The organism is Parviterribacter multiflagellatus, assembly GCF_056863265.1.
On the sequence record NZ_JBXPIZ010000009.1, the window covers coordinates 187521 to 203628 of the forward strand.

13 protein-coding genes are annotated in these 16108 nt (G+C 76.2%); 4 read left to right on the forward strand and 9 right to left on the reverse strand.

Going from position 1 to position 16108, the window contains the following annotated elements; genetic code table 11:
- Positions 1-9 precede the first annotated feature (9 nt).
- The gene (locus AC1UE5_RS19960) at positions 10-1410 is read left to right on the forward strand and encodes an MFS transporter (RefSeq protein ID WP_482926796.1); all 1401 of its coding nucleotides are present in this window, start codon (positions 10-12) and stop codon (positions 1408-1410) included.
- On the opposite strand, the gene AC1UE5_RS19965 is transcribed toward AC1UE5_RS19960, so the two are convergent.
- Positions 1394-2338, reverse strand: a complete 945-nt coding sequence (locus tag AC1UE5_RS19965) for a CHAP domain-containing protein (protein WP_482926798.1) — start codon at positions 2336-2338, stop codon at positions 1394-1396. The two genes, AC1UE5_RS19960 and AC1UE5_RS19965, sit on opposite strands and share 17 nt — an antisense overlap.
- Before the next feature lie 187 nt (positions 2339-2525).
- On the opposite strand from AC1UE5_RS19965, the gene AC1UE5_RS19970 reads away from it, so the two are divergent.
- Positions 2526-3071 (forward strand): Uma2 family endonuclease, encoded by a 546-nt coding sequence (locus AC1UE5_RS19970; RefSeq protein WP_482926800.1) that lies wholly within the window; start codon positions 2526-2528, stop codon positions 3069-3071.
- Here AC1UE5_RS19970 and AC1UE5_RS19975 read toward each other — a convergent pair.
- Genes AC1UE5_RS19975 through AC1UE5_RS19985 form a run of 3 tightly spaced genes read right to left on the reverse strand, consistent with a single transcriptional unit; the run spans position 3068 to position 6766 of the window.
- The gene (locus AC1UE5_RS19975) at positions 3068-3793 is read right to left on the reverse strand and encodes a hypothetical protein (protein ID WP_482926802.1); all 726 of its coding nucleotides are present in this window, start codon (positions 3791-3793) and stop codon (positions 3068-3070) included. The genes AC1UE5_RS19970 and AC1UE5_RS19975 overlap by 4 nt on opposite strands.
- 34 nt (positions 3794-3827) lie before the next feature.
- Positions 3828-5420 (reverse strand): aldehyde dehydrogenase family protein, encoded by a 1593-nt coding sequence (locus tag AC1UE5_RS19980; RefSeq protein WP_482926804.1) that lies wholly within the window; start codon positions 5418-5420, stop codon positions 3828-3830.
- Entirely contained in the window at positions 5417-6766 is a 1350-nt protein-coding gene (locus AC1UE5_RS19985; protein ID WP_482926806.1) for a proline dehydrogenase family protein, read from the reverse strand. Before AC1UE5_RS19985 ends, AC1UE5_RS19980 begins: the two co-directional genes overlap by 4 nt.
- A 146-nt stretch (positions 6767-6912) precedes the next feature.
- On the opposite strand from AC1UE5_RS19985, the gene AC1UE5_RS19990 reads away from it, so the two are divergent.
- The gene (locus AC1UE5_RS19990; protein ID WP_482926808.1) at positions 6913-7242 is read left to right on the forward strand and encodes a hypothetical protein; all 330 of its coding nucleotides are present in this window, start codon (positions 6913-6915) and stop codon (positions 7240-7242) included.
- 40 nt (positions 7243-7282) lie between these two features.
- Positions 7283-8260: a helix-turn-helix transcriptional regulator gene (locus AC1UE5_RS19995; protein ID WP_482926809.1), complete on the forward strand. Its 978-nt coding sequence runs from the start codon at positions 7283-7285 to the stop codon at positions 8258-8260.
- Between the two features lie 7 nt (positions 8261-8267).
- Here AC1UE5_RS19995 and AC1UE5_RS20000 read toward each other — a convergent pair whose 3' ends face one another.
- The 5 genes from AC1UE5_RS20000 to AC1UE5_RS20020 all read right to left on the reverse strand — a co-directional run bounded on the left by AC1UE5_RS20000 (position 8268) and on the right by AC1UE5_RS20020 (position 16040).
- Complete coding sequence (locus tag AC1UE5_RS20000) at positions 8268-12440, reverse strand: tandem-95 repeat protein (protein ID WP_482926811.1); 4173 nt, start codon at positions 12438-12440, stop codon at positions 8268-8270.
- 85 nt (positions 12441-12525) lie between these two features.
- The gene (locus AC1UE5_RS20005) at positions 12526-13647 is read right to left on the reverse strand and encodes a helix-turn-helix domain-containing protein (protein WP_482926813.1); all 1122 of its coding nucleotides are present in this window, start codon (positions 13645-13647) and stop codon (positions 12526-12528) included.
- 37 nt (positions 13648-13684) lie between these two features.
- Positions 13685-14017 carry a PilZ domain-containing protein gene (locus AC1UE5_RS20010; protein WP_482926815.1) on the reverse strand — a complete coding sequence of 111 codons (333 nt, stop codon included), beginning with the start codon at positions 14015-14017 and terminating at the stop codon, positions 13685-13687.
- Between the two features lie 30 nt (positions 14018-14047).
- Positions 14048-14845 carry an MOSC domain-containing protein gene (locus tag AC1UE5_RS20015; RefSeq protein ID WP_482926817.1) on the reverse strand — a complete coding sequence of 266 codons (798 nt, stop codon included), beginning with the start codon at positions 14843-14845 and terminating at the stop codon, positions 14048-14050.
- A gap of 10 nt (positions 14846-14855) precedes the next feature.
- On the reverse strand, positions 14856-16040 hold the full coding sequence (locus AC1UE5_RS20020; protein ID WP_482926819.1) for a ParB/RepB/Spo0J family partition protein: 1185 nt from the start codon (positions 16038-16040) through the stop codon (positions 14856-14858).
- Between the last annotated feature and the right edge of the window lie 68 nt (positions 16041-16108).

Sequence of the window (16108 nt, forward strand, 5' to 3'; positions counted from 1 at the left end):
GTCCGGACCGTGCTCACCGTTGACGCCGTCCCCACTCCCGCTCCCACCGCCGCGCCCGCGCGCCGCGGCGTCGCGCTGCTCGTGCTCTGCGCGACTGCCCTGATGGTCATCCTCGACACGACCATCGTCAGCGTCGCGCTCCCGACCATCCAGGCCGACCTCGGCGCGAGCCCCGCGAGCCTCGCGTGGATCGTCACCGCCTACCTCGTCGCGTTCGGCGGGCTGCTCCTCCTCGCCGGCCGGCTCGGCGACCTCGTCGGGCGTCGTCAGGTCTTCCTCGGCGGCATCGTCGTCTTCACGCTCGCGTCGGTCGCGTGCGGTCTGGCCGAGAGCGCCGCGGCGCTGATCGTCGCCCGCTTCGTCCAGGGCGCCGGCGGGGCGTTCGCGACCGCGCCGATCCTCGGGATGATCGTCGCGCTCTTCCCCGAGCGCGACGAGCAGGCCCGCGCGATGGCGGCCTACGCGTTCGTCGGCGCGGCGGGCGCGTCGCTCGGCCTCGTCGCCGGCGGGGTGCTGATCGAGGCGCTCGACTGGCACGCGATCTTCTTCGTCAACGTGCCGATCGGCCTGCTCACGTTCGCCGGCGGCCTGCGGCTGATCGAGCGCGACCCGGGCCTCGGGCTGCACCGCGGCGCAGACGTCCCCGGCGCGGTGCTGATCGTCGCGGCGCTGATGCTCGCGGTGTACGCGGTGGCCGAGACGGCACCGGTCGCCGGCGTGGGCGCCGCGCTCCTGCTGGCCGCCTTCGTCGCCTGGGAGGCGCGTGCCGCCGCCCCGCTCGTGCCGCTGCGCGTGTTCCGCCGTCCCGGCCTCGCGGCCGCCAACGCGGTGCAGCTCGTGATGCTCTCCGGCATCTTCGCCCAGCAGTTCTTCCTCGCGCTGTACCTGCAGCGGGTGCTCGGGTACGGCCCGGTCGAGGTCGGGCTCGGCGTGCTGCCGATCGCGCTCACCATCGCGGTCGTCTCGCTCGGCCTGTCGGCGAAGCTCATCGCGCGGCTCGGCGCACGGCGGACGCTGCTGCCCGGGATGGCGCTGGTCGCCGTCAGCCTCGGCGGGCTCGCGTTCGTCCCCGAGGAGGGCGCGTACGCGGTCGCGCTCCTGCCGTGGCTGGTCCTGATGGGCCTCGGCGGCGGGCTCGCGCTCCCCGCGCTGATGACCCTGACGATGGCCGCCGCGACGCCGGACGACGCGGGGCTCGTGTCGGGTCTGGCGAACACGACGCAGCAGATCGGCGGCGCGCTCGGCGTGGCGGTCCTGACGAGCGTCGCGAGCGCGCGGACCGACGACCTCGCGGCAGCCGGCGACGCGGCGCTGACCGCGCTGAACGGCGGCTACCAGCTCGCGTTCGCGGTGGCCGGCGGCCTCGTCGCGGCGGCGCTCGCGCTCGCCGCGGTCAGTACACGAAGCTGATGCCGGGCTCGGGCGCGCGGGTGACCGACGCGGTGAGGTAGGGGCCGCCGACGTTCATGTCGGTCGTGCGGAAGCGACCGTCGGCCAGCACCTCCTCCACCACCGCGACGTGGCCGGTCACCGCGCCCGTCCCGTGCACGCCCGGCTCGAACACCGCGATCGCGCCCGCGCGCGGGACGGTCCCGGTGGGCAGGCCGGCATAGCGCGCGTTGTCGTCCCACGCGTGCGCGACCCAGCCGCCGCCGTCGAAGGTGCCGCCCAGGTACTCGTCGTGCCAGATCGCGAGCGTCGCCTGCCGGACGATGTCGGGCCGGCGGCGCTGCGCGAGGTCGGTGCACGCGCCGGTGCGGAAGATCGCCTCGAACGCGGCGCCGTGCAGGGCCCAGCGCGCCTGGGCGTACGCCGCGGCCTCGAGCGCCTGGACGGCGCTGGCCGGGCTCGGCCGCGGCGGGACCTGCGGGGTCTGCGCGCGGCTGGTGGTCAGGTCCGGCGGCGGGGCGGCGGTCACCGGGACCAGGCGCTCCTGCCCTGTCGCGTCCGCCGGCGTGAGCTGGACGAGCGCCGCGCTGGCGAGCAGCCGCTTCGGCCCGGCGCGGGTGCCCTTGACGCGGACCGCGGCCGCGACCTGCGCGCGCGGCTGACAGGCGACGCGGATGGTGTACCGGCCGGTGCGGGCGCGCTGGTACGCGCGGAACGTGATGCGCGCCGCCGCGACCCCGCGCACGTCGAGCGTGCCGGTCGCCCCGGCCGCCCGGACGACGCAGCGGCGCAGGCCGGCGAGGGCGAGGTCGACGTGCACCTCGCCGCCGGCGGCCACGTGCTTGGTGTGGCCGCTCACGCGGACGCTCGGCGCGGCCGCGGCCCGGGCGGGCAGCACGGCGAGCGCGCAGAGCAGCAGCGCGAGCGCGGGGGCGACGATCCGTGTCATGGGGATGGGGGGATCGCGCCGCCCTCCGGTGTGCCGGCGCGGTGGGTGTCCGCCGACCCTACCGGCTGCGACCGGGGCCGTGGTGCGCCGGTTCGGGGAGTGGTTCCCGTACGGACGACACGGGGCGAGACGGGCCGGCCGCCGCGCTCCTGCCTTGCATGTCGATCGAAAGGGTAAGGTTCCTCGCATGGCACGCGCACCGGCCGTCCAGCACGAGCTCTCGCTGGCGGAGTACGAGGCGCTCTGCGACCGCGGCGTGCTCGCGGAAGCCAAAGTCGAGCTCCTCGACGGCCAGGTGGTCTCGATGGCCCCGCAAGGGGAGGAGCACGTCTACGTGATCCAGGCGCTGACGCGGCTCCTTGCCCCAGCCCTCGCAGACCTTCGCATCCAGGCGCCCGTCCGTGCCGGCACGACGTCGATGCCCGAGCCCGACCTCGCGCTTCCCGCGCACCGCGACCGAGGGCGAGCTCCGGAACGGTGCCGCCTCGTCGTCGAGGTGGTGGTGAGCGCGTGGTACGAGGCCCAGCGCAAGCTCCCGATCTACGCCGCCGCGGGTCACGAGGTCTGCTGGATCGTCCACGAGCCCAAGCGGCGCGTGCTCGTCTACGAGCAGCCGTCCGGCCGCGAGTACGGGCGGTGCCGTGTGCTGACCGGGGCGGATGTGCTCGAGGTGCCCCGCAGCGCCGTCGCGTTCACGGTCGACGAGCTGTTCGCGATCGCCGCCGAGTACTAACCGCGGGGCCGCGCGCCGAGGTCGGCGAGCAGCGCGTCCCACGCCGCCGCGCGCTCGGCGGCGTCCTTCCCGCGGGCGGGGATGTTGGGTGGGAGCGGGACGGCGCCGGAGCCGCCGCCGCCCGCCGGGGCCGCCGCCAGCGTCCGGATGCCGTCGACGCCAGGGACGGCGGCGAGCAGCTCGGTCGCCGCGGCGACCGCCTCCTCCCCCGGGCCTTTGCGCGGCGGCGGGACGACGAGGGCGAGGACGCCGCGGGACGCCAGGAGGGGAGCGGCGAGCTCGGCCGTGCGGGTCGCGTCCTCCCCGGCGGTCGCGTCGAGGAGCACCGTGGCGGTCGCGTCGCGCTCCGGGCGGAAGAGGTGGGCGGCGACCGGCCCGCGCCAACGGCGCGCCTTGACCCCCGGGCCGACGAGGCGGCGGGTGAGCGTGCGGGCCGCGGCGCGTCCGTCCTCCGCCTCGACGCGGACGTCGACCTGCACCGGCCGCAGCGAGGCGAGCGCCGCGACCGGCCCGGTGCCCTCCTTCGCGGGCCCCCACGCAGCGGCGAGCGCGTCGGGCGTCGCCGCCCACGCGCGCCACACGCGGCCGTCGTCGTCGCGCACCCGCGCGCGCCAGCGCAGCGCCGCGCCGTCGGGCGTGGACGCCTCCACACGGAAGGGGTCGTCGAGCAGGGCCTCGGCCGGCTCGCGCACGGTGAGCCGGATCGCTTCGGGAGACGTCACCCCGAGAGGATGACGCGCCGCCCGCGGGCGGCGCTCACACGACGAGGCCGTGGCGGACCGTGTTCTCCGTCACCGAACGCGCCTCGACGAACTGCAGCAGGTAGTCCGGCCCGCCGGCTTTCGGGCCCGTCCCCGACAGCCGCCCGCCGCCGAACGGCTGACGGCCCACCATCGCGCCGGTGATCTCGCGGTTGACGTAGAGGTTCCCGACCGGGGTCCGCTCGGTCACCAGCTCGACCGTGCGCGGCGAGCGCGAGAACAGCCCGCCGGTGAGCGCGAACGGCGACCCGTCGACGACATCGCACGCATGCTCGACCGACCGCACCGTCTCGACCGACAGCACCGGCCCGAAGATCTCCTCGCGCACGACCGGCGAGTCGGCCGGCAGCCCGGTGAGGATCGTCGGCGCGACGTAGTAGCCGCCGCTGCCCGCGGCCTCCGCGCTCAGCGGCGCCGACGTCACCGCGCCGGCTCCCGCGGCCTCCGCGCCGAGCGCCACGTACCGGCGCACGCGCGCCTGCGCCTCGGCGTCGATCACCGGCGGCACGTCGGTCGCGAAGTCGCTCGCCGGCCCGACGCGCAGCGTCTCGACCGCGCCCGCCAGCCGTGCGGCGAGCTCCTCGGCGACGGCCTCGTGGACGAGCGCCCGCGACGCCGCCGAGCACTTCTGGCCGGCGAACGCGAACGCGCTCTTGAGCAGCGCGGGCACGACGTCGTCGAGGTCCGCGTCCGCGTCGACGATCACGCAGTTCTTGCCGCCCATCTCCGCGATCACGCGCTTGAGATGCCGCTGTCCCGGCACGATCCGCGCGGCGGCCTCCACGATCGACAGCCCCGCCGCGCACGAGCCGGTGAACGCGATCGTGTGGACGCGCGGGTCGGCGACGAGCGCCTTGCCGGGCTCGTCGCCCCCGGGCAGGAGCGAGAGCGCGTCGTGCGGGACGCCGCCCGCGTGCAGCGCGTCGACGATCGCCTTCGCGCACGCCGGCGCCTGCTCGGCCGGCTTGAGCACGACCGCGTTGCCGGTCGCCAGCGCCGCGGAGACCATCCCGCACGCGATCGCCAGCGGGAAGTTCCACGGCGCGATGACGGCCGTGACGCCGCGCCCGACGTAGCGCATCGCGTTGCGCTCTCCGGGAAGTTGGAGCAGTGACTCCGCACCCCGCGCCCCAAGCGCGACCGCGCCGCGGGCGTAGTACTCGAGGAAGTCGATCGCCTCGCACACGTCTGCGTCGGCCTCCGCCCACGGCTTGCCGCACTCGCGCACCGCGAGCGCCGCCAGCTCGAGCCGCCGCCCGCGCAGGAGCTCGGCGGCGCGCAGCAGCGCGGCCGCGCGGTCCTCCGCGGAGCGCCGCGACCACGCCCGGTGGCCCTCGACCGCCCGCGCGACCGCCGCGTCGACGTGCTCGGCGCGCGCGGACGCGACCCGCGCGACGACCCGCGCCGGGTCGCCGGGGTCGACCGAGTCGAACGTCTCGCCGCCGCGGACGACCTCCTCGCCGACGAGCATCGGCACGTCCAGCGGGAGCTGGGCGTCGAGCGCCGCGAGCGCCCGGAGCGCGTCCTCCCGGACGGCGGCGCGGCGCAGCTCGAGCAGCGGCTCGTTGGCGAACGGTGGGATCGTCATGGCGCCTCCAGCAGGCTGGTCGGGTCGACGCCGGCCGCGGTGGCGGCGAGGAACGAGTCGTTGGCGGTGTTCTCCAGCAGCCGGCGCACGAGGTAGGCCATGCCGGCCACGAGGTCGCCGACCGGGCAGTACGTCCGGACGCGGCGGCCGGTGGCGACGATCGCCGCCTGCGTGTCGTCGCCGAGGCCGCGGAGGACCTGCAGCTCGAGGTCGCCGCGGGCCAGGCCGATGGCGTCGGCGTACGCGCACGCGTGCGCGATCGAGCGCAGGTTGTGCGACGCGATCGCCACGCGGACGTCCGGGACGGCGTCGAGCAGGCGGCGGGTGAGCGCCTCGAAGTTGCGGTCGCACGCGCGGCGGTCGGTGAAGACCGGCGCCTGCCACCCGTGCTGTGCGGCCTCGACCACCTCGTGGTCCCAGTACGCGCCCTTGACGAGGCGGATCGTGAGCGGGTGCGCCCGCGGGGTCGCGCGCTGCCACGCCAGCAGCTCGTCGAGCTGCTCGGGCGAGTCGGTCAGGTACGCCTGGAGCACGATCCCCGCCGACGGGCCCTCGGCGAACTCCGGCTCGGACAGCAGCTCCAGCGTGAGCCGCGTGATCGCCTCACGCGTGTCGAGCGACTCCATGTCGACGTGCAGGTGCGCGCCGGTGTCGCGCGCGACCCGCAGCAGGTGCCGGAGCCGCTCGCGCGCGCCCTCCACGCCGCGCTCCGGCGCGTGCGCCCGCAGCAGCGGCGTCAGCGCGCTCACCTTGACCGACAGGTTCACCCGCGGCAGCGGCCCGTGCGAGTCGCGGTCGAGCGCCTGGCTGGACCACTTCGGCGCCGCGGCGGTGAGGACGCGCAACGCCTCCTCGCAGCGAGCGGCGTAGCGGTCGGCCTCCGCCTCGGTCACCGTCGCCTCGCCGAGCAGGTCGACCGTCGCCGTCGCGCCCTCGTGCCACAGCCGCTCGATCACCGGGAGCGCGCCCGCGGCGTCCTCCCCGACGATGAAGCGCTGCGCCATGTGGTTGACCGCGCGCGCGGCCGCGGCGGCCACCGGGCGGGCCGCCACGCGCGTGCCGACCACGCGGCCCACGCGCTGCGCCACCCGCGACGACTCGGCCTCGTCGAGCAGCTCCTGCAGGTGGCGGGCGACGTCGGCCGGGGTCGTGCAGGCCGGGCGCACGTCGACGAAGCGGAACAGCGCGGCCTTCAGCGCCGGATCGGCGGTGAGCAGCTCGGTCATGCGGCGCTCCGCGCGCGCCGGCGAGAGGCGGCCCGGCGCGGGGAGCCGCGCGGCCAGGTCGGTGCCGAGCGCGAGGATCTGCGGCTCGAGATCGGCGGGCGGGTGCGTCAGCGCGGCCATGGTGTGAAGGGTCCTCCCCGCTCCTGCGCGATGCCAGTGCACACCCGTCGCAACGACGGCACGAAGCTCGCGACAGCTGTCGCACTTCCACCGTTCGCCCGCGTGCGGATAGGCCCGGCCCAGGTTGGGCATGGCCGACACCGCGCATGTGGAGCTTCGACATCCATCACACCGCCGACGGGACGTACGCGTGGCGTCTGTGGGCCTCCGACGGGCACATCGCGGCCGCGCCGCCGACGGGCTTCGCCTCCCGCTACGCCGCCCACCGCGCCGCCGAGCGGCTGGCCGAGGGCGCGGACGACCTGTCGGTCGCCTGCTTCACGGATCCGGAGAGCGGCCACCACCGCTGGCGCTTCGACGACCCCGACACCGAGGCGCCGGTCGCGGTCGGCTACGAGCGCTACAAGACGGCCGAGGAGGCGCGGGCCGCGGGCATGGTCGCCCGCCACCAGACCTCCATGGCCAGCATCATGTAGCGGTCGCAACCTGACCGCAATCGCGGTCATCCTCTTCTGCATGAGCGATCCGACGTCGCGCATGCTCCGCCTCCTGACGCTCCTGCAGACCCACCGGTTCTGGCCGGGCGGCGAGCTGTCGGACCGCCTGGGCGTGAGCCCGCGGACGCTGCGCCGGGACATCGACCGGCTGCGCGAGCTCGGCTATCCGGTCGACGCGACGCGCGGCGTCGCGGGTGGATACCGGCTCCAGGCGGGCACGACGCTTCCGCCGCTGCTGCTCGACGACGACGAGGCGGTCGCGATCGCCGTCGGCCTGCGCACCGCGGCCACAGGCAGCGTGGACGGCATCGAGGAGACCTCGGTGCGCGCACTCGCCAAGCTCGAGCAGGTCCTCCCCCAGCGGCTGCGCCGGCGCGTCCACGCGCTGTCCGCGTTCACCGTCCCGTTCGCGTACCCGCGCCGCTTCGTGCTCGACCCCGAGGCGCTGACGCTCATCGCGCAGGCCTGCCGCGACAACGAGCGCCTCCAGTTCGAGTACCAGCGCCGGGACGGCGAGTCGGCCACCCGCTCGGTCGAGCCCCACCGGCTCGTCTCGATCGGTCAGCGCTGGTACCTCGTCGCGTTCGACACCCACCGCGACGCGTGGCGCAGCTTCCGCATCGACCGGATGAGCGACCCGCGCGTGTCCGGCGCGCGCTTCCACCCGCGCGAGCTGCCCGCCGAGGACGCCGCCACGTTCGTGCAGGACGGCATCGGCGCGATGAGCGCGCAGCTCCACGCCGTCATGACCGTCCACGCGCCCGCGGCCCACGTCGAGGAGCGCGCCCGCTGGTTCGGCGGCAAGGTCGAGCCGCTCGGCGACGACCGCTGCCGGCTGACGATGACCGCCGAGTCGATGGCGTGGCTCGGCGCGACCGTCGCGCTGCTCGAGGCCGCCGTCGAGGTCCACGAGCCGGCCGAGCTGCACGACTACCTCGCGGCGCTGCGCGAGCGCCTCGGACGGATGCCCGAGGCGCCGCGCAACGCGCATCGCTAGCCGCGGCTCAGGGCGCCGGCGGCAGGGCCGGCGCGGCGCACGCCGGCCCGTCGGTCGGATCGAGCGGCCCGTACGACGCCGCGGTCGGGCTCCCGGTGTTGCGGCTCTGGATGTACGTCGTGAGGTCCGCGCCGCCCAGCCCGGGGAGCCGCAGCTGCGCGTTCTCGTACCGGGAGAACGCGACGTCGTCGGCGCCGTTCGCGCCGGCGTCGCCGAGGTCGTTGGCCAGCGCCCCGGCGCCGCCGATGTCGGCGCAGACCACCGACGTGTCGGTCGTCAGCGCGCCCGCCTCCACGAACAGGCCCTCGAACGCGGCGGGGTTCGGCGCGCCGATCGTGTTCCCGTGCACCAGGTACGAAGCCGTGCCGCCGCCCTCGCCGTGGCTCAGGTACGCGCCGTTGGAGCGGTATCCCGCGATCGTGTTGCCCGTCAGCCGCACCCGGCTCGACGCGCTCTGCGCCGCCCGCGCGCGGATGCCGTTCCCGCCTGCGTCGAGCACGTCGTTGCCGGTCACCGTCGCGTCGAACTGCGCGCTGCCCGACGGCGACAGGATCAGCGCGTTGCCCTTCGACGTGGACAGCGTGCTCGTCCCCACCGCGACCCGCGTCTGCGAGCCGCCCGACGGGTTGATCGTGACGAGCGCGCCCGCCGCGACCTGCGACGCGTTCGCGCTGATCGTGCTGCCGGCGACGTTGAGGTGCATCGTCGCCGTGTTCGCGCCCGCCGTGAGCAGGTGCAGCGCGTCGTCGAAGTTGCCCTGCAGCGTGCTCGACGTGACGTCCGTCTTCACGGTCGCGTTCCCGGCGCCCGACACCTGCAGGCCGTCGCCCTGCCCGGCCGCCGCGATGGTGGACGAGCTGACGTCCAGCTCGACGCTCCCGGCCGCGTTGGCGAGCCGCACGTTGTCCGCGAAGCTCCCGCTGACGGTCGTGCCGCTCAGCCCCGCCGCGCCGGTCACGTCGGTCAGGTCGAGCCCGCGCTCCTGCGCCGCGTTGCCGTTGCCGACCACGAGCGCGCCGGTCAGCCGGAGCCCGGCCACCGCGGTCGCGCGCACCCCGTCGTCCGCGCCGTTGCGGACGCGGACGCCGGTGAGGTCGACGCCCCCGCCCACGTTCGTCAGCGCGACGCCCGCCCCGGTGGAGCCCTGGATCGTGCCGCCGGTGCACGTCGGCGTGGCCGCAGTGCACGGGCCGCCGGCGCCGGTGACGGTGAGCCCGCCTGCGGCGCCGGTGCCGTCGAGCACGACGCCGCTGGCCGCGCCGCTGGACGCGATCCGCTCGAACGTCAGGTCGCTCGCGTGGATCGCGGTGCCGGTGACGCGCAGCGGCGTGCCGGTGATGGTGTCGAGCGTCGCGCTGGCCGCGCCCACGGGATCGGTGACCGCCACCGCGCCGCCGCCGGTCGCGACGAACCCGTCGGTCGCGCCCGTCGACAGGTTCAGGCCGCCGTCGAACCGCACGGTCGCCCCGGCGTTGCCGGTCAGCCGCACGCCACCGCCGTCGCCGTCGGCCGGCGCATCGGTCACGAGGCCGTCGAACCGCTTCGTGCCGCCGGTCGCGCCGGCGATGCTCACCAGCGTCCCGGCGTCGTCGGCGACCGAGGCGCCGAGCGTCAGGCCGACCGTCCCGCCGGTGAGCGCGACGACCGGGCCGCTCGCGCCGGTGAGCGTCCCGCCCGCCGCGGTGAACGTGCCGGACGCGTTGGTCAGCGCCAGCCCGTTCGTCCCGCCGCCGGAGGACAGCTCGGACAGCTCGACGGCCAGCGCGTTCCCGCTCCCGGCGATGCTCACGGCGCCGCCGGCGGGGTTGTCGATGCGACCGCTCGTCTGGGTGTTGACCGTGAGCGTGCCGACCGAGGTGCCGGAGAGCGCGAACCCGCCCGCGTTCGCTCCGAGGTCGACGCCCTGGAGCGTGTTGCCGCTCGCGGCCGTCACGCCGCCGTCGATGCGCGACGGCGCGGCGCCCGGGTCGGCCGGGTGGAGCGTCGCCGTGCCGGAGCCGCCGTCGGGGACGGCCAGCCCGTGGCGCTCGGAGAGCACCTGCTGGCCGGTCTCCAGCGGCAGCCCGCCGCCGTACGTCCCGTCGTGGAGGAAGATCCGGTCGGCGGCGGTGTCCTCGTCGCCGCTGCCGCCGGCGCCGGCGATGGGGCCGAGGTCGTTCAGCGGCGTCTGCGACGTGCCGGCCGTGCCGGGCGGCGGCGCGGGCGCAGCGGCGTCGGCGTACCAGACGCACCCCGCGATCGTCAGCTCCACGGTGCCGGTGTCGGTCGCGTCGCCGTCGGTGACCGTGTACTCGAACGTGTCGGTCGTGTCGCCGCAGCCCTGCTCGGGGAGGTACGTGAAGTCGCCGTCGGCCTCGATCGTCACGCTGCCGCCGCCGGTGGTGGGGAACGTGCCGGGCACGACGGTGAGCGCGCCGTCGTCGGGGTCGGTGTCGCCGTCGAGCACGCTGCCGGTGACCGTCTTCTGCGGGCCGGCCGGGTCGGGCGCGCCGTCGCTCGGGTCGTCGACCACGAGCGACGTGTTGCCGACCGCCCGACTCGTCCCGCTCAGGGCCTCGTCGTCTGCGGTCGGCGCGTCGTTTGCCGGCACGACCTCGATCGTCCGGCTCACCACGTCGCTTGCGGCGGCGCCGTCGGCGACCTCGACCTCCGCCGTCCGCGGGCCGGCGGCCGGGTCCTCGGAGGTCGTCCGGAACGCGACCGAGCGCAGCGCTGCCTGGTAGTCCGCGACGGTGGCGGTGCCGGTCAGCTCCAGCGTCCCCGTCGCGCCGTCGTAGCTGCCGGTGATGCCGGACTGGTCGGCGAAGACCAGCTCGTCGCCGGGCGCGTGGCCGACCAGCCGCACGGTCGCGCCGGTCAGCGTGGTGCCGTCGTCGTAGGTGATCGCCAGGTTGGGGACGATCACCGCCGCGTGGTCCTCGGCCGGATCGTCCTCGGTGTAGGTGAGCGGCGCGGTGTCGGGCTGCTCGAGCTGCGGCCCGTCGTCCACGGGCGCGATCGTCACCGGGACCGTGTCGGTGTCGGTCTGCGGGCCGCCGGCGCCGTTGTGGCCGAGGTCGTCGGTCGTGACGGTGATCGTGTCGCTGCCGAAGTAGTCGGCGTCCGGCTCATACGTGGCGGCGTCGAGCGCGGCGTCGACCTCCGCCACGGTGCCGGTGATCACGGTGGTGCTGGTGCCGCTGCCGGTGACGTCCGCGGTGGCGGACGGGTCGACGACGAACGTGCCGTGGTCGGCCGTCAGCGTCAGCTCGACGTCGTCGGCGCCCGCGTCGGGATCGGCGACGCCGAACGCGTCGAGCGCGACCGGCGTGTCCTCGTCCGTGCTCAGAGAGGCCGGCACGGTGTTGACCGGGGGCTGGTTGGGCCCGACGATCGTCAGCGTCCGGCTCGCCTGACCGCGCAGGCCGGTGAGGTCGTCGACCGTGTAGCGGATCGTCCGCGCGGTGCCGGGGTTCGGGGCCGTCGTCGAGAACGTCACGCTGCGCAGCGCGCTGACGTACGTGCTCTGCGGCGCCACGCCGAAGAGCGAGAGCGTCCCGGTCGCCGCGTCGTACCAGGTGATCAGGCCGGGCGTGGGCGCCACCGCGAGGACGTCGCCGGGCTGGCGGCCGGCGTCGATGCGGACGGTCGCGGCGAGGAAGAGCGGCGAGTCCGGGTCGTACACCGCGAGGTTCGGGTCGACCGCCACGGGCGGGCCGCCGATCGTGTACGGCCAGCTGGACGGGCTCGGGGCGATCGACGGCGCGTCGCGGACGGGCAGCACGGTGATGTCGACGCGCTGCTGGGCCGTGCCGCCGCGGCCGTCGCTGACGCGGTAGGTGAAGTTGTCGCCGCCGCTGAAGTCCGCGTCGGGCGTGTACGACCGGCCGGCGCCCGCACCGGCGAGCGTCCCGTGGTCGGGCGGGTCGGTGATCGTGTAGGTGAGCGGGTCGCCGTTGGGGTCGATCGCGACGAGCGTGATCGCGCGCGGGCCCGCGTCCTCGTTCATCACGACCGGGCCGGTGAGCGGGATCGGCGGGAGGTTGAAGGACGCCGCGGTCGCGGGCGGCGCCGCGAGCCCGGAGAGGCCTTCCTGGTCGAGGGGAGCGGCCGCGCCCGGCGCTGCGGTGACCGCGAGGGCCGCCGTCAGCAGGAGCGCCTGTGCCGTTCCCCACCTGCTGAGCGCGCGGCGGGCTTGCATGCGGCGACGCTAGTCGGGATGGCGTTCCGAACGCAAGCACGTTTCTGTCCTTGCGCATGGATTCTCGCAAAGTGCACGGGAAACCTCACCGGTCGGCGGCGGCGGCGAGGCGCCAGACGCGCAGGCCGAGGTGGAGCTGGAGGCGATCGTCACCGCGCGCGAGGTCGAGGCCCGTGACCTCCTCGACGCGGTCGAGCCGCCGGTACAGCGTCGCGCGGTGCACGTGGAGGCGCGCGGCCGCCGCGGTCACGTCCCCCGCCGCGTCGAGCACCGCCTCCGCCGCAGCCACGAGATCCGCCGCGTGACGGTGGCCGGTGAGCGCCCGCACCGGCTCCGGCGGTTCGGGCCGCCCCGAGGCGTCCCACAGCCACGCCACCTCCGCCCACGCGCCGAGGGCGTCCCACGCCGGCGCGCCGGAGGGGAGCGCGGTGGCGGCGGGCGCGGAGGGGGCTGCGGAGGCGCGCGCGGCCGCGGCGAGGCGGGCGAGGTCGGCCTGGCGGGTGGCGGTGGCGAGCGCGGTGAGGTCGGTGTGCGCGCCGCTCACGCCGACGCGCGCGGCGCCCGCCTCCGCGAGCGCGGTGGCGAGGGTGGCGGGCGGGGTGTCGCGGAGGTGGACGAGGGTGCGGTCGGGGAGCCAGAGCGCCTCGCCGACCGGCCACCGCCGGCGCAGGCGGTCGGGCAGGGCGTCGTCGCCGTCGGCCACCGCGACCGCGAAGCGCGCGCCGGCCGGCCAGCCGAGCGCGGCCGCGAGCGCATCGGTCGCGCCGTCCGCGACCGCGGTGCGGATGCGAGCCAGGCGCGCGTCGGCCTCCGACCAGCGCCGCCACAGCTCGTCGCGCGCCGCGCTCGCGGCCTCCCCCACGCGCTCACCCTCGGCGGCGTCCAGCGGCCGGTCCCCGACGATCACCCACAGGAAGCCGAGGAGCCGGTCGCCGTGGCGGAGCGGCACGCACCACCGTTCGGCCATGTCGAGCTCGTCGTTGCGGGGCGTGACCACCGGCTCGCGCGCCCGCAGCAGCCCGAGCGACTCCAGCCACGCGCCGACCTCCGGCGCCACCGACCGCGCGAGCAGCGACGTGCGGCGGACCGCGTCCGGCTCGTCCGCGTGCGCGCTCGACGCGAGCAGCCGCCAGCGGCGGTCGTCGATCGCGATCGGGCGGCCGATCGCCAGCGCGAGGTCGTCGACGAGCTCCTGCAGATCGGCCATCAGCGCGCCAGTCTCGCACCGGCGCCGGCGCGCGAGCTCAGCCGGCGGCGAGCTCCCACAGCCGCTGCCCGTCCGCGTCGGGCAGCGTGTCGATGCACAGCGCGTACACCTGCCGCGGCGCGATCCGGACGACGTGGGCGCAGCCGGAGACGTGCGTGCCGTCGCGCAGCGTGACGTCGAAGTCGAGCTGCTCGTCCATCTTCAGCGGCCGCGCGCACGTGATGCGCATGCCGCCGGGCCCGAGGTCCTGCGTCTCGCCGCTGACCGGCGCGGGCTCGCGCGAGCCGTGGCGGCGACGGCGGGTGAGCGTCACCGCGCACGCGACCTCCGCGCGCGGCGTCGCCCGGCGGTGGGGCGTGGCGATCGCCATGGCCCGTTGGTACCCGCGCCGCCGCGGATGTCACGCCAGCGGCACGACCTCGGCGCCCACGCGCAACATCCCCGCCTCGAGGATGTCCGCGCGCAGCCCGCCCCGGTGCACGAGCGGGCGCAGCACGCCGCCGTCGTTGAGCTTCTCCAGGTGGACGCACGGCTCGCACAGCCGCCGCCCCTCGCACAGCACGCCGCCGACGCTGAAGCGGCGGCCGACGAGCGCGTTGAGGTCCATCCCGCGCACGACGAGGTTGCGGCGGTGATCGACCGGCGCGCCGCGCTGGGCGGCCAGCTCCTCCAGCGCCTCGGCGGAGATGAGCGTGAGCGCCGTCCCGGGGCGGAACGAGCGGAACGTCCCGCGGTCGACCTCGTAGCGGTCGCCGCGCAGGCCGACGCCCGGGATGGCCTCGGCCTCCGCCACCGACACGACCGGCGCCGCCGCGTCGGGCGCGACGACGATCTCCTCCACGACGCCCACGCCCGGGTCGCGCGCGGCGGGCGGCTCCCACACCGACACGTCCAGCGCGGCGACGACGAACCCGTCGAGCACCTCGTCGGTCGTGCCGGCCGGATCCCAGATCGGACCGGACGGCACGCCGAACATCACGACCGCCCGCGGCCCGGACCCGTCGGCCGCGGGCCGCCGCGCGATCCACGGCCCGGCCCACGCGAACGCCGCGGCATCCGCCACCGGCACGAGCCCCAGCCCGCGGCCGGCCAGCCACGCCCGGCGCTCCTCGGGATCCAGCGGGACCTCGACGGCGGGGACGCCGATCACCGTCGCGACGCACGCGGCGGTGGTGGAGCGCTCGGTGTGGCGGGTCACAGGCCCGAGGCTAGGCGGCGCGCACCGCCTGGGGCGCGTCGGGGTCGGCGGCCATGATCTCCGCCGCGAACACGCGCAGCACCCCGAGCCGCTGCGACGGCCGCAGCGCCAGCGCGTACCGGTGCGCGCTCGCGACGTCGGTGATGCCGAGCGCCGACCGCCGCTCCTCCGACGCGTGCTCGAGCAGGATCGCCAGCACGTACGCGTCGAGGTCCTCGGCCTTCACGCCGCCGGCCGCCTCGCCGCCGCCGTCCTCGCGCCGGCGCACCTGGATCGTCCCCAGCTCGCCGTCGGCGACCTCGGAGGCGTCCCAGTCGCGCTGCTCGGCGTCGGCGCCCGACGAGCCGCGGTGCTCGTCGATGCGGTCGGGCCGGTTCTGCTCCCACCGCGCCTCGTCGAGCTTGCGCGACAGCTCGTCGTAGTTGTCGGGCTTGGGCGGCACGTAGCCGACGCCGTGCTTGAGCTCCTTCGCAGTGATCTCGCCCGCGGCGTGCTGCTCGACGAGGTCGGCCGCCTCCTCGGCGCCCACCTCGCCCTTGGCGATCTGCCGCCGCACGAGGTCGGCGATCGTGAACGCCAGGTCGCCCTCCTCGACGCGCGCGATCACGTTCGCCGGGAGGTCGAGCAGCTTGAGCGCCTTGCGCGTCCACGCCGGCGGCGCGCCGACCAGCCGCGACACGTCGGCCGCGGTCAGCGACGGGTCCTCGCGCATGATCGCGTGGGCCGCGCGCGCGAACTGCACGGGCTCGGGCTTGTTCTGGTGGAAGTTCTCCGCGAACTGCATCGTCAGCGCCTCGCGCCGCGAGATGCCCTCGACGACCGTCAGCCGCCACTCCGACGGCCCCTCGGCCTCGTCGATGAGCTGCATCGCGCCGAACCGCCGCCGGCCGGCGAGCAGCTCGTACGGCTTGTCGGGATCGCCGGTCTCGCGGACGAGCGGCGACTGGAGCAGGCCGGTCTCCTTGATCGAGACGGCCAGCTCGTGCAGCTCGGGCAGCGGCCCGACGCGCATGTTGTCCATCGTCGCCACCTGCGCGAGCGGCACCGTCACGGTGCGGCGCCCCTTCCCGGCGGTGTCGGCGATCGGCGCGCGCCGCAGGTCGGCCTCGAGGGCCTCCCGCTCGCGGCGCTCGTTCTCCTCGCGCATCTGCGCGACGTGTTCCTCGGCTTCCTGGAGCTTGTCGACCTGAGACATGAGCGGCGGCAGTCAAGCAGGCGGGTCGGTCGGCCTGGGACGGACGTTGCACCCGCCTCAACGGCCAC

Bases quoted from the DNA above. Each gene is read 5' to 3' on its own strand.
- AC1UE5_RS19970 (WP_482926800.1), top strand. From the start codon at position 2,526: ATGGCACGCGCACCGGCCGTCCAGCACGAGCTCTCGCTGGCGGAGTAC.
- AC1UE5_RS19990 (WP_482926808.1), top strand. From the start codon at position 6,913: ATGTGGAGCTTCGACATCCATCACACCGCCGACGGGACGTACGCGTGG.
- AC1UE5_RS19995 (WP_482926809.1), top strand. From the start codon at position 7,283: ATGAGCGATCCGACGTCGCGCATGCTCCGCCTCCTGACGCTCCTGCAG.
- AC1UE5_RS20010 (WP_482926815.1), bottom strand. From the start codon at position 14,017: ATGGCGATCGCCACGCCCCACCGCCGGGCGACGCCGCGCGCGGAGGTC.
- AC1UE5_RS19985 (WP_482926806.1), bottom strand. From the start codon at position 6,766: ATGGCCGCGCTGACGCACCCGCCCGCCGATCTCGAGCCGCAGATCCTC.
- AC1UE5_RS20000 (WP_482926811.1), bottom strand. From the start codon at position 12,440: ATGCAAGCCCGCCGCGCGCTCAGCAGGTGGGGAACGGCACAGGCGCTC.
- AC1UE5_RS20020 (WP_482926819.1), bottom strand. From the start codon at position 16,040: ATGTCTCAGGTCGACAAGCTCCAGGAAGCCGAGGAACACGTCGCGCAG.
- AC1UE5_RS20005 (WP_482926813.1), bottom strand. From the start codon at position 13,647: ATGGCCGATCTGCAGGAGCTCGTCGACGACCTCGCGCTGGCGATCGGC.
- AC1UE5_RS19965 (WP_482926798.1), bottom strand. From the start codon at position 2,338: ATGACACGGATCGTCGCCCCCGCGCTCGCGCTGCTGCTCTGCGCGCTC.
- AC1UE5_RS19980 (WP_482926804.1), bottom strand. From the start codon at position 5,420: ATGACGATCCCACCGTTCGCCAACGAGCCGCTGCTCGAGCTGCGCCGC.